General features: G+C 43.3%; 16 protein-coding genes. 1 reads left to right on the top strand and 15 read right to left on the bottom strand.

The window, feature by feature from the left end:
- Nucleotides 1-126: 126 nt before the first annotated feature.
- The 11 genes from nusG to fkpA all read right to left on the bottom strand — a co-directional run bounded on the left by nusG (nt 127) and on the right by fkpA (nt 9402).
- Nucleotides 127-672, bottom strand: a complete 546-nt coding sequence (gene nusG, locus G3341_RS01685; RefSeq protein ID WP_154624920.1) for a transcription termination/antitermination protein NusG — start codon at nt 670-672, stop codon at nt 127-129.
- Nucleotides 673-1059, bottom strand: coding sequence for a preprotein translocase subunit SecE (gene secE / locus G3341_RS01680; RefSeq protein ID WP_163860561.1), 387 nt, complete (start codon nt 1057-1059; stop codon nt 673-675).
- Between the two features lie 622 nt (nt 1060-1681).
- Nucleotides 1682-2866 (bottom strand): elongation factor Tu, encoded by a 1185-nt coding sequence (gene tuf / locus G3341_RS01675; protein WP_154624778.1) that lies wholly within the window; start codon nt 2864-2866, stop codon nt 1682-1684.
- Nucleotides 2867-2943: 77 nt separating this feature from the next.
- Complete coding sequence (fusA, locus tag G3341_RS01670) at nt 2944-5070, bottom strand: elongation factor G (protein ID WP_154624192.1); 2127 nt, start codon at nt 5068-5070, stop codon at nt 2944-2946.
- An 83-nt stretch (nt 5071-5153) separates the two neighbouring features.
- Nucleotides 5154-5624, bottom strand: coding sequence for a 30S ribosomal protein S7 (rpsG, locus tag G3341_RS01665; protein WP_004262486.1), 471 nt, complete (start codon nt 5622-5624; stop codon nt 5154-5156).
- A 98-nt stretch (nt 5625-5722) separates the two neighbouring features.
- Complete coding sequence (gene rpsL / locus G3341_RS01660) at nt 5723-6097, bottom strand: 30S ribosomal protein S12 (protein ID WP_163860560.1); 375 nt, start codon at nt 6095-6097, stop codon at nt 5723-5725.
- A 137-nt stretch (nt 6098-6234) separates the two neighbouring features.
- On the bottom strand, nt 6235-6522 hold the full coding sequence (gene tusB, locus G3341_RS01655; protein ID WP_154624190.1) for a sulfurtransferase complex subunit TusB: 288 nt from the start codon (nt 6520-6522) through the stop codon (nt 6235-6237).
- 20 nt (nt 6523-6542) lie between these two features.
- Entirely contained in the window at nt 6543-6902 is a 360-nt protein-coding gene (tusC, locus tag G3341_RS01650; RefSeq protein WP_163860559.1) for a sulfurtransferase complex subunit TusC, read from the bottom strand.
- Between the two features lie 111 nt (nt 6903-7013).
- Complete coding sequence (gene tusD / locus G3341_RS01645; RefSeq protein ID WP_163860558.1) at nt 7014-7415, bottom strand: sulfurtransferase complex subunit TusD; 402 nt, start codon at nt 7413-7415, stop codon at nt 7014-7016.
- Nucleotides 7412-8116, bottom strand: coding sequence for a helix-turn-helix transcriptional regulator (locus tag G3341_RS01640; RefSeq protein WP_154624187.1), 705 nt, complete (start codon nt 8114-8116; stop codon nt 7412-7414). Before G3341_RS01640 ends, tusD begins: the two co-directional genes overlap by 4 nt.
- A 533-nt stretch (nt 8117-8649) precedes the next feature.
- On the bottom strand, nt 8650-9402 hold the full coding sequence (fkpA, locus tag G3341_RS01635; RefSeq protein ID WP_154623262.1) for an FKBP-type peptidyl-prolyl cis-trans isomerase: 753 nt from the start codon (nt 9400-9402) through the stop codon (nt 8650-8652).
- 209 nt (nt 9403-9611) lie between these two features.
- On the opposite strand from fkpA, the gene G3341_RS01630 reads away from it, so the two are divergent.
- Entirely contained in the window at nt 9612-9833 is a 222-nt protein-coding gene (locus G3341_RS01630; RefSeq protein WP_154623261.1) for a SlyX family protein, read from the top strand.
- A gap of 65 nt (nt 9834-9898) precedes the next feature.
- On the opposite strand, the gene slyD is transcribed toward G3341_RS01630, so the two are convergent.
- The 4 genes from slyD to kefG all read right to left on the bottom strand — a co-directional run bounded on the left by slyD (nt 9899) and on the right by kefG (nt 13169).
- Nucleotides 9899-10507, bottom strand: coding sequence for a peptidylprolyl isomerase (gene slyD, locus G3341_RS01625; RefSeq protein ID WP_154623260.1), 609 nt, complete (start codon nt 10505-10507; stop codon nt 9899-9901).
- Nucleotides 10508-10594: 87 nt separating this feature from the next.
- On the bottom strand, nt 10595-10798 hold the full coding sequence (locus G3341_RS01620; protein WP_163860557.1) for a YheV family putative zinc ribbon protein: 204 nt from the start codon (nt 10796-10798) through the stop codon (nt 10595-10597).
- An 11-nt stretch (nt 10799-10809) separates the two neighbouring features.
- Entirely contained in the window at nt 10810-12615 is a 1806-nt protein-coding gene (gene kefB, locus G3341_RS01615) for a glutathione-regulated potassium-efflux system protein KefB (protein ID WP_154623258.1), read from the bottom strand.
- Nucleotides 12615-13169, bottom strand: coding sequence for a glutathione-regulated potassium-efflux system ancillary protein KefG (kefG, locus tag G3341_RS01610; protein WP_154623257.1), 555 nt, complete (start codon nt 13167-13169; stop codon nt 12615-12617). Before kefG ends, kefB begins: the two co-directional genes overlap by 1 nt.
- Nucleotides 13170-13417: the final 248 nt, after the last annotated feature.

The raw sequence follows: 13417 nt of genomic DNA, 5'->3' as shown, positions 1-13417 counted from the left end.
ATTAGGCTCCCCGTTAATTAACGCCCCTCGCAACTGACTAAACACGTGTGCGAGGCGCAAAAAACAAAAGGCGCGAAATTGTAGTCAAATTTCACACCTTTTGCAAGCCAGTTTTTGTCGTTAAAGTTATACTTTTTCGACCTGACTGAAATCCAATTCGACTGGTGTCGCACGGCCAAAGATTGAAACCGAGACTTTCAAGCGGCTCTTTTCATAATCCACTTCTTCGACAACACCATTAAAGTCAGCAAATGGACCATCGCTAACGCGAACCATTTCACCTGGCTCAAACAATGTTTTCGGACGTGGTTTATCGCCAACTTGTTGCAGACGATTCATAATCGCGTCGACTTCTTTATCACTAATTGGTGCTGGGCGATCCGACGTTCCGCCGATGAACCCCATAACACGTGGTACGCTACGTACTAAGTGCCATGAGTCATCATTCATTACCATTTGAACTAATACATAGCCTGGAAAAAACTTACGTTCACTTTTACGGCGCTGACCACTACGGATCTCAACAACTTCTTCTGTTGGTACCATGACTTCGCCGAAAGAGTCTTCCATACCGTGTAATTTGATATGTTCACGCAAAGACTGCGCTACGCGACCTTCAAAACCAGAGAAAGCCTGAATGACATACCAGCGCTTTTTAGGTGAATCTGACATTTAGAATAACCTCAGGCTTGTAATAAATGAAACTAAACGCACTAGGATACCATCTAATCCCCACAGTATTAATGACATAACAGCCGTTACTGCGGCAACAATCAAAGTCGTTTGTAATGCTTCTTGGCGAGTTGGCCAAATCACTTTTCGCATTTCAATGCGAGCTTCACGCGCAAACGCTAATGTTTGTTTGCCCTTTGTAGTCCACAAAGCGACAGCACCTGCAATGGCGACAACAGCCACAACAGCAAAAGCACGCAGCGCGAGATTATATTGACGGAAGTAATAGTTGCCAACTATAGCAATCAGTAGCAGGACAGCAACAACGATCCACTTAAAGATGTCTACACTGCGTCCACTTCCTTGAGCTTCGCTATTCGCACTCATAATTCAACCTGTTACCATGAAGTATGTATAAAGCCTGTGCCCTACCAATGAAGGCAAACAGACCGAACCAATAGAATATGTCAACATATCCCTTATGTACTACGAGCCGAGCTTGCTAAGTCAAACAAGGAGAATTGTTGACAACGCCTACGAAACTCAAAGAGCAATCGACTAGCAAAAGGCGATGATGTGCTCACTCGCTATTCCGTAGGTAAATTTAAGGCATGCTCAACAAATTTTTTGCCGCGATTATTATGAAAATTAATTTCTAAATGCGGCAGCAGTAAAATATACCATATCTTCTGAGCAAAACCTTAATAAATCTCATATAACTGCATAAAGCTAATGATGCAGTTGCTATATTCGTTGCATCAGAGCCTATCTCACCAATAATTTCCACAACCATTGATGAGATAGGTTCTTAATTTTACAACGTTATACCCTTCATAGTTTAAAATATTGCATGGTGATGGCTCAAATCGCTATCGCGTCGCGACATTTTACACTATTGAGGCATTGAGATAACTCAAGATAACCAATTGATTAATAATATATTACTTGAATTATTTTAAGTATAAAAAGGGCATCTTAAAGATGCCCTTTTTACTAAAGTGGGTTGTTATTATGCAATGATTTTTGCAACAACACCCGCACCTACAGTACGGCCACCTTCACGGATTGCGAAACGCAAACCATCATCCATCGCGATTGGGTGGATCAGGGTAACTTTCATGTTGATGTTGTCACCTGGCATTACCATCTCTACGCCTTCTGGCAGTTCGATAGTACCGGTTACGTCAGTTGTACGGAAGTAGAACTGTGGACGGTAGCCTTTGAAGAATGGAGTGTGACGACCACCTTCATCTTTGCTCAGGATATAAACTTCTGATTCGAAAGTAGTGTGTGGCTTGATTGAACCTGGTTTCGCCAGAACTTGACCACGTTCGATTTCTTCACGCTTAGTACCACGCAGAAGAACACCAACGTTCTCACCTGCACGACCTTCGTCTAGAAGCTTACGGAACATTTCAACACCAGTACAAGTGGTTTTCGCGGTCTCTTTGATACCAACGATTTCAACTTCTTCACCCACTTTGATGATACCACGCTCAACACGGCCTGTTACTACAGTACCACGACCAGAGATTGAGAATACGTCTTCGATTGGCAGCAGGAATGGCTTGTCAATTGCACGCTCTGGCTCTGGAATGTAGCTGTCCAGTGCTTCTGCTAATTCAACAATTTTCGCTTCCCACTCTGGGTTGCCTTCCAGCGCTTTCAGAGCTGAACCACGGATAACTGGTGTGTCATCGCCTGGGAAATCGTACTGAGACAGAAGCTCACGAACTTCCATTTCAACCAGCTCTAACAGCTCTTCATCGTCTACCATGTCACATTTGTTCAGGAAAACGATGATGTAAGGAACACCAACCTGACGACCTAACAGGATGTGCTCACGAGTTTGTGGCATTGGGCCATCAGTTGCAGCAACAACCAGGATTGCACCATCCATCTGCGCAGCACCGGTGATCATGTTTTTAACATAGTCGGCGTGTCCTGGGCAGTCTACGTGTGCGTAGTGGCGAGTTGGTGTATCGTACTCTACGTGAGAAGTAGAGATGGTGATACCACGCGCTTTTTCTTCTGGTGCGTTATCGATTTGATCGAATGCACGAGCGCTACCGCCGTAAGTTTTTGCCAGAACAGTAGTGATTGCTGCTGTCAGGGTAGTTTTACCGTGGTCAACGTGGCCGATTGTACCAACGTTAACGTGCGGTTTGGAACGTTCAAATTTTTCTTTAGACACGACTCTATTCCTTATGGAGTTCCCTCTTCACTATAAAGAGGGAACTTAATTAAAGTAGTTAAATCGATTAAAACCGATTACTTAGCGTTACGAGCTTCGATAACAGCTTGTGCAACGTTGTTAGGTGCTTCATTGTACTTCAAGAACTCCATTGAGTATGAAGCACGACCTTGAGTTTGTGAACGCAGGTCTGTAGCGTAACCGAACATTTCTGACAATGGTACTTGTGCACGAACAACTTTACCAGTTGCCATGTCATCCATACCTTCAATCAGACCACGGCGACGGTTCAAGTCACCAATAACGTCACCCATGTAGTCTTCTGGTGTTTCCACCTCAACTTTCATGATTGGCTCAAGCAGAACAGGTTTAGCTTTTTTGAAGCCATCTTTAAACGCGATTGATGCCGCCAGTTTAAATGCCAGTTCAGATGAGTCAACATCATGGTAAGAACCGAAATGTAGACGAATACCCATGTTAACAACAGGATAACCAGCCAGTGGGCCAGATTTCAACTGCTCTTGGATACCTTTGTCAACCGCAGGGATGTATTCACCAGGGATTACACCACCTTTGATTTCGTTGACAAATTCGTAGTCCATAGGAACGCCGTCTTTATCATTTTTGTCAAGTGGGTACATATCGATAACCACATGACCGTACTGACCACGACCACCAGACTGTTTCGCGTGTTTACCTTCGATGTCTGTCACTTTAGCAGTGATAGCTTCACGGTAAGCAACTTGTGGTTTACCAACGTTCGCTTCAACTTTAAATTCGCGACGCATACGGTCAACCAGAACGTCCAAGTGCAATTCACCCATACCAGCGATGATGGTTTGACCCGTTTCTTCATCACTTGATACGCGGAATGATGGATCTTCTTGAGCCAAACGACCCAATGCGATACCCATTTTTTCTTGGTCAGCTTTAGTTTTTGGTTCAATTGCAACAGAGATTACTGGCTCTGGGAATTCCATACGTTCTAGGATGATTGGCGCTTCAACAGCACACAGAGTATCACCTGTAGTTACGTCTTTCAGACCGATAGCTGCCGCGATGTCACCAGCGCGAACTTCTTTAATCTCTTCACGCTTGTTAGCGTGCATCTGAACGATACGACCAAAACGTTCTTTCTTAGATTTAACTGGGTTCAGAACCGTGTCACCTGAGTTAACAAAACCAGAGTAAACACGGAAGAACGTCAGGTTACCAACGAACGGGTCAGTTGCAATTTTAAATGCTAAAGATGAGAACGGCTCATCATCACTTGCGTGACGTTCAGCTGGCGTATCTTTACCATCGTCCAGAATACCATTGATTGCAGGTACATCTGTTGGTGAAGGTAAGAACTCGATAACTGCATCCAGCATTGCCTGAACACCTTTGTTCTTAAATGCAGAACCACAGGTAACCAGGATAATTTCGCTTGCAAGAACGCGTTGACGAAGAGCAGCTTTGATTTCTTCTTCAGACAGTTCATCACCGCCTAAATATTTTTCCATCAGTTCTTCTGATGCTTCAGCAGCAGATTCAACTAGGAAGTTATGCCATTCTTCAGCTTGATCTTGCATATTCGCAGGGATATCTTCGTATTCGAAGGTAACGCCTTGATCTTCATCGCTCCACTTGATCGCTTTCATTTTGATCAAGTCAACAACACCAGTGAAGCCTTCTTCTGCACCAACTGGTAATTGAAGTGGAACTGGGTTTGCAGCCAGACGTGTTTTTAATTGTTCAACAACACGCAGGAAGTTTGCACCCATACGGTCCATTTTGTTAACGAACGCGATACGTGGAACTTTATATTTGTTAGCTTGACGCCATACAGTTTCAGACTGTGGCTGAACACCACCAACAGCACAGTAAACCATAACTGCACCATCAAGAACACGCATAGAACGTTCTACTTCGATAGTGAAGTCAACGTGTCCTGGGGTGTCAATAATGTTGATACGGTGTGGCTCAAACTGTTTTGCCATACCGGACCAGAATGCTGTAGTCGCAGCAGACGTGATAGTAATACCACGCTCTTGCTCCTGTTCCATCCAGTCCATTGTTGCAGAACCTTCGTGGGTTTCACCAATTTTATGGTTTACACCTGTATAGAACAGAATACGTTCAGAAGTTGTTGTTTTACCGGCGTCGATGTGTGCACTGATACCGATGTTACGATAGCGTGATATGGGCGTTTGACGGGCCATTTTTTCCTCTCTCGTGGGCGTTCAATTCATCATATAAAGGGTAGCGGAAGGCTACCCTAAGAAGCATCACTAATGCGGTGAAATTACCAGCGGTAGTGAGCGAACGCCTTGTTAGCTTCTGCCATACGGTGAACGTCTTCACGTTTCTTAACAGCAGAACCTTTGTTCTCAGCTGCATCCGATAATTCGTTTGCCAGGCGCAGAGCCATTGACTTATCACCGCGTTTACGAGCAGCATCAACGATCCAACGCATTGCCAGAGCATTACGACGAACCGGACGAACTTCTACAGGAACTTGGTAAGTAGAACCACCAACACGGCGGGATTTAACTTCCACAGTCGGACGCACGTTATCCAGTGCGAGTTCGAATGCATCAAGTTCAGTCTTACCAGAACGCTGAGCCAGGGTCTCAAGCGCGTTATATACGATTGCTTCAGCAGTAGATTTTTTCCCGTCTACCATCAGGATGTTCACAAATTTGGCCAGTAATTCTGATCCGAACTTAGGATCTGGAAGAATTTTACGTTGACCAATTACGCGACGACGTGGCATGGATATTACTCCGTTGTTAATTCAGGTTTGCCCAAAACTCTATTAGAGTATTTTGACATTAAGATTAAAAATGTTTGGCCTTACTTAACGGAGAACCATTAAGCCTTAGGTTTCTTAGCACCGTATTTAGAACGGCCTTGTTTACGGTCTTTAACACCAGAACAGTCCAGTGCACCGCGAACGGTGTGATAACGCACACCTGGCAAGTCTTTAACACGACCGCCACGGATCAGGATTACGGAGTGTTCCTGCAAGTTGTGGCCTTCACCACCGATGTAGGAAGAAACTTCATAACCGTTAGTTAAACGAACACGGCACACTTTACGTAGTGCTGAGTTTGGTTTTTTAGGAGTGGTAGTATATACACGAGTACATACGCCACGTTTTTGCGGGCAAGCTTCCAGTGCTGGAACGTTGCTTTTAACAACTTTCGAGCTACGTGATTTGCGTACCAGCTGATTAATAGTTGCCATTATTAAAAAAGCTCCTGGTTTTTTTTGCTTCGTAAACACGGATTTCGACCTCGTTCGCCAACATGACGATACACGAGGACGCGAAATTTTATTGCTGACTGGCTCAGGTGTCAAGAAATATACAACTTTTAACGCTTTTATAGGGCAAAATGTTGTTTATGGCTCACAGTTAGCTGAACAAAATCGCGATATGAAGCTAAAGAGACCTGTTCTGATAGCATATTCTGCAAACCTCGAGCATTGACATCTGCATCTAACGCATAGATTTGTGCACCTTTTTTTTGCAGTTCACAAAGATGAGTGGATTGATGAATGGCAGCAATAACGCCATCTTGTAACAATAATACCGCATCATCCGGCGTGATCAGTCGTAGAAACGCGGTGAGATCACAGTGAAAAGGTGACTTTGCTATAGTATAAAGCATAGAAAAGATCCTACAACAGATCAAAATTTAAGCACAACATCATATTCGGATAATTTATCGCGAATTTGTGTCGAATTGATGACATTTACCTCAACGACCCACTCACTATTTTCGCAAATCCCTCTTTCTTTTAGTGAATCCGCACACACGAAAATATTATTGATATCGTAAAGTGGCAAAATTTTAAACGTGGAAATATAGTCTCTCGCTAAAATTTCTTTTGGATTTTGATTAGCAAGTAACTGGCAGACACCATCTGAAAGGAAAAAAACATCAATATCTTCAGTGAGTGCCGATGTGGCAAGTAGCGCATCTAGCCCTTCTCGACCACTCGCATTTCCGTGAGGCATGGAGGTAAAAACAAAGGCAAACTTTTTCATATATCCACTAAATGATGCAAAGCGTTGCTAAACCGCCCCCCGCAACCGGCTGAGTTTGAGTTTACTCAGGTCGCCATGATGAAGGGGGGTGAATCGCATAATAAATTGGTTTTAAAAACGAATGGTTCTATCCGCTGTTATCATCGCCTCAGCTAAACTTCCGAGCCCACTCATCATAAAACCCTCTCCTAAATTGCTAACGGCAAGTGATAAAAGCTCAGCCTGTTCTTTATCCACCACCCCGCGGCGCAACGCGGCAGAAACACAAACATGCATTTCACAACCCGATTTCATCGCTAATTGCTGCCATGCTTTCACTAAATTGAATTCATCATTGGCAGGTGACGTTAGCGCATTCGCATTCGTCACACCTTCACTGTAAAAAAAGAGCGTTTTTAAGCAATGCCCTTCCTCAAGAAGTGCATTCGCAAATTGGTAAGCACTGGCTGCTTGCTGTGTACCATAAGCGGGTCCAGTAACTAGCAAGCAGTATGTGAGAGATTGTTTACTCATTCCCCACTCTTAAACTGGCGAATATAGAGATACACGGTATGTTTAGAGATATTTAAGCGGTCAGCCACCTGGTTAATGGCATCTTTAATATCAAAAATACCTTTTTCATACAGATTAAGTACAACTTGTTTATTTTTCGCATTGTTCGACACATTACGATCGGCCCCCACCTCTTCAATCGTAAATTCTAATGTCTGAGCCACCAGATCATCAACGGAAGAGGCAAAGTTAACATCTGAAGTCACATCTTGTTTTTCTTCAGGCACAAAGCTTTTAATAATCTCTGAAAATGGCACATCTAAATTCATATTAATGCACAAAAGGCCTATCACGCGTTGATTGCGGTTACGAATGGCAATCGTAACCGATTTCATCAGGTCGCCACTTTTCGCTTTCGTAAAATAGGCTTTTGAAACATTTGATTCTTCATCCGCCATATCGTGAAGCATACGCAATGCAAGATCCGTAATGGGTGAACCAATTTGACGTCCAGTATGTTGCCCGTTGGCTATTCTGACGGCTGAACATTTTAAATCTTCCAGAGAGTGAAGAACGATTTCACAATGTGCACCTATCAACATAGCTAAGCCATCTACGGCAGCTTCGTACGATTTTAGAATTTCATGATCAGTCTGAGTAAAAGGCTCATTATTTAATAAATTAATATCATTATGATCATTTGAAAGTACTGAGTTAGACATTTTTAAACACCATCCTTCAAGTGTACGAAAAATCGCCTTACTGACTCATGAAGCGTTAATTGTTGGAGGCTTTTATACTCGTCATATTTCAAGTTGCGACATTGCTGGCGACGTTCAATCGCACTAGTTGTATAGTTTCCTATATGCCTAGCGAGTCATTCACTTGCCGCCCTGCTGCACCTCAAATTATTTAGTGTATAGCTTCATTGCATATGTTTGGTCAGCAAATGTGGCGATAAATAATTAGGTCGAATACAGTGAAGTTAAAACTACGAGGCGCCGCCGTCAAGCAATTGCATGCAAGAGAGTTTGTCTTATCACAAGTTTTCAGCAAAATAAGCATTATTTTTAACACATAATCCATCAACTAATGCCAAATAAGCTTATGGGTCCCTTTTCTTAAATATATAAGAGTTATCAATAAATTAATTATTATATTTTGCTTAACTCTTTTTTTGAAGAAAATAAGTTGATCACGCCTTAACGTAAAAAACCCAGACATCGCTGGGTTTTTTATGACAACTTAACAGTTATTATTTTGCTTCTGGCTTGATGTCTAATAGTTCAACATCAAATACCAGTGTGGAGTTAGCAGGAATTCCTGGAACACCATTTTCACCGTATGCCAGTTCCGCTGGGATTACGAGCTGGATTTTGCCGCCTTTCTTCACATTAACCAGACCTTCTGTCCAACCTTTAATCACTGAATTCAGTGGGATGGTCAGAGGCTCATTACGTGAATATGAGCTATCAAATTCAGTACCATCCGTCAGCATACCTTTATAGTGAACGACAACGGTATCATCTGCTTTAGGTTTAGCACCTGTACCTTCTTTTTCAATTTTGTACAGTAGGCCTGACTTAGTTTTCACTACGCCTTTTTCTTTCGCGTATTTTTCACGATACTCAGCACCTGCTTTTTCATTCGCAGCTGACTCATCTTTCATTTTTTTCTCAGCCGCTTGTTTAACTTGGCCTTCAAACTGGCGTAGCGTCTCTTCAACTTCTGCATCCGTCATTTTACTTTTGTTGTTGAAGGCATCTTGAACACCAGCAAGCAACTGAGCTTTGTCTAGATTGATACCAATCGCTTTTTGCTCTTCCAATGAGTTTTGCATATAGCGGCCCAAAGACGCGCCTAATGCATAGGCATTACGCTCTTCGGCTGATTTAAATGCGCTACTTGTTGGCGCTTTAGCAGTGGTCTCAGCCGCCATAACTTGAGGGGCTCCAAAAGCCAATGCTAATGTCGTTGCCAGAAGACTTGCCTTAAACAGTGATTTCATCCTAATCTCCGATATCTATTATAAGTATGCGTTGTTACTCACTTATTAAAATTCAGTGTAGAATAGTAAGCAACAGAATGACTACTTAGACAACATTAACAAAAAGAGGTTTCATCGCCTATCTCTTTAACTAAAACTTATCTATTGATTTGTAATGTTCAGTTATTATGATGGCTTTTTTATGATAAAAAGCCATAAGGGGCTCCAAAATGGATTCATTTGACGCTTTTGAACAACGCCTTGAGCTTTTAGAAAGCAAAGTGGCTTTTCAAGAAATTACGATAGAACAACTTAACCAAGTGATTACCGACCAACAAATGCAGTTGTCCAAGTTACAAGAGCACATACGTATTGTGGCAGAGCGATTAAAATCATCTCAATCCTCTCACCTCGCAAGGCCAGAAGAAGAGACACCTCCTCCACATTACTAATTCGTTATCAACTTCAGACGCAAAAAAGGAAAGCCAGCGCTTTCCTTTTTTTGTTATTTAACCACTTAGTGGCAACCACAACCGCCGTGTTTGTGGCCATGGCCGTGACCTTCACCGCCACCACAACAACCGCCAGCATCACCATGGCTATGGTCGTGACCATGACCGCCGCCACAGCAACCACCTTCATGGTCGTGATCGTGGCCATTTGCACCGTGAACATGACCATGAGCCAATTCTTCTTCGGTGGCTTCACGAATCGCGATGATCTCAACATTAAATTTCAAGTTTTGACCCGCTAACATGTGGTTACCATCGACGATGACTTCATCACCTTCAATACCGGTAATTTCAACTGGCACCGGTCCCATATCTGTATCTGCCAAGAAGCGCATACCAACTTGCAGTTCTTCAACGCCCATGAACACATCTTTTGGAACACGTTGAACTAAGTTTTCGTCGTATTGACCGTATGCGTCATCAGAGGCGACTTCAACATCAAAGTGATCACCTACAGCACGACCTTCCAACGCTTTTTCCAGACCAGAAATTAAAGAACCACGGCCATGTAGATAGTCGAGTGGCGCATTTGCCGGGGACTCATCAACTAAAACACCGTCTTCTGTTCTTACTTGATAAGCCAAGCTGACTACCAAATCGTTTGCTACTTTCATGACATCTCCTACAACCCATAGAGGGGAAAAATTTTGCTAATTGTACCGGAAAACAAAACAGCTGTATTGAGAATTGACAAAATTCTCTTATTCAGGCGTAAAAATTCCGATCACTTGCTCTTGTTTTCTCACATGAGGAGTCGCACTATCATCAACTTGGCGCTGCTGATCCCCACAATTAACGCACTCAACAACATCAATTTGATCTTCACACCACATCATGAGGGTGTCTTGTGATTGACATTTAGGGCAGATTGCCCCTGCAATAAACCGCTTACGTGTTGACGACATTAATCTATCCTTTATTTATCATGATTCCAGCTATGTGGCTGGCGATGTTCTCTTAGCATCTCTTTTTCGAACAACTCATTTAACTCTCGGCGCGCTTCTTTAACACGGGAAATTTGGCCGCTATCACCTTCATTTTCTGGGATTATCTCCCGTAATACTCGCATATCCAATCGTCGAAAATGCTGTTTGGCGCGATAGGCTTTATGCGGGTGCATGCCTGTACTAATGAGTGCTTTACTCCCCAACTCTAATGCGCTGGAAAAGGTTTCACGACTAAAATCGGTGACGCCACGCTGCAATAATTCATGCGCCTCAACGCGCCCTTTTGCTCGAGCAATAATATGTAGGTTTGGAAAGTTTTCTTGACATAATTGCACGATTTCCATCACCTCTTCAGGAACGTCACTCGTAATGACAATCGCTTTCGCTTTCTCGGCTCCCGCTGAACGCAATAGTTGTAGCTCACGCGCATCACCATAATAAACGGTATAACCATAACGACGCATGGTGCTAATTGCCGTGACATCCTGCTCAAGAACCGTAATTTTCACTTTATTAGCCATTAGTAAGCGACCAACAACTTGGCCCATGCGCCCAAAGCCAACTAAAATCACATGGGGATCATTGTCTTCAACGAATGGTTTTTCATGGGAAACAGGCTGGCGATTATAACGATAATTCAAATAGGCATCGATCAATTGCATCACAAGTGGTGTCGTCATCATCGATAACGTGACGACCACTAGCAGTAAATCCATCTGCCTTTCATCAATCACACTGGCACCCGATGCCGTCGCAAAAATAACAAACGCAAACTCACCACCTTGGCTTAATACGCCAGAAAATTGCGCTCTAGCGCCATTGCGTAATCGCGCTATCCAACTGAGGGTATACAGCACTAGAGCCTTCACCGAGACTAAGACCAGAACACCGAATAAAACTTGTGGAAGATATGACCAGAGTATTTGTAAATTTAGCGACATGCCCACTGAAATAAAAAAGAGTCCCAGCAATAAACCTTTAAATGGCTCAATATTAATTTCTAACTCATGGCGAAATTCTGTTTCAGCGAGCATCACTCCCGCCATAAAAGTTCCGAGTGCCATGGAGAAGCCGAGGCTTTCCATAATAAGCGCAGAACCAAGCACAACCAACAGTGCTGCCGCGGTAAAAATCTCATGGACACCTGATTTTGCCGCCAGACGGAACATCGGGCGTAATAAGTAACGTCCCACCACCCAAAGGCCTGCAAATGCAGCAACCTTCAAGCCAATACGATACCAATCACTGCTCGCGGTATCACCAGCCAATAATGGGATTAATGCCATTATTGGGATCACGGCCATATCTTGGAATAACAATACCGAGAACCCTAACTGCCCGCTCTCTTTATTGGACATGCCCTTTTCATTCATGAGCTGCAAAGCCATTGCGGTTGATGACATTGCCATACCTAGCCCGCCAACAACCGCAGCTTGCCAAGAGAATTTTGCTAAAAAAAGTAATCCCGCCATGATTGCGGCCGTGACGACAACTTGTGCTGTCCCAACGCCAAAAATGGAACGACGTAACTCCCAGAGTTTCGATGGCTTCAGTTCTAAGCCAATTAAAAACATCAAAAATACAACGCCCATTTCCGAAAAATGGAGAATATCGTCAACGTTATGAATGAAACCAAAGACAAACGGTCCAATCATAATACCCGCTAATAGATACCCCAGCACCGCACCTAAACGAATTTTTTGGGCGATGGGCACCATGACGACCCCAGCACACAGGAACACGATGACAGCTTCAAAGATATCGAGTTGTCCCATTAGGAGAGGCCCCCTGTTTGTAATGGTTGTTGTAACCACTCACGGTACCCTGAGATGATCTGCTGTAAATGGTGTTTATCTTGCCTACGCGCAGCATAAATAATGTTGGGTTCTAACCATTGCATGTCACACATTGCCGCTGTCAGTTCGAAAGGACGTAAAATGTCGTTTAAGGGATAACGATTATAGCCTCCATATTGATAGGCTTCCTGAGGCTCTCCCGTAGTAATGACTGAGCGCCAATATTTCCCTTTTAATTTTTGATACCCCATATCTGTCGCAAAACGTCGCGTTAATACTCTATCAAACCACTCTTTTAATAACGCTGGGCAACTATAGGTATAGAGGGGATGCTGAAAGACAATGACGTCATATTGGCATAGCAGTTTTTGCTCTGCGGTCACATCAATAAAATAGTCAGGATAAGTCGCATACAGATCATGTACAGTCACATGGTCTAAATCTTTGACGGCTTCGAGCAAAGCTTTATTGGCGACGGATTCTTCAGGGTCAGGATGTGCGTAGAGCACTAATACTTTCAGCTTATTTGACATCTTTCCCTCCTCAAAGGCGTGTCAGACGGATAATTTTCCGTTACCATGCAGCTTGGATATCGCTTTTATTTTACACCTACACATTTTCGTATGGTCGTATACCAGCTGAAAATTCTAGGGTATTCACTGTATATACTCTTAATAATTCGAATTGCAGTGAGGCAGCAAGTGAATGAATCGCTAGGCACCTAGAGAGCTAGGTAACTAGTGTGGATAAACTAGCTAGCATGCCTTGACAACACGCGCTG

Source organism: Providencia vermicola, from assembly GCF_010748935.1.
GTDB classification, from domain to species: Bacteria; Pseudomonadota; Gammaproteobacteria; order Enterobacterales; family Enterobacteriaceae; genus Providencia; species Providencia zhejiangensis.
Note: the sequence above shows the minus strand (reverse complement) of the source record. Positions and strands in the feature narration are given on the sequence as shown.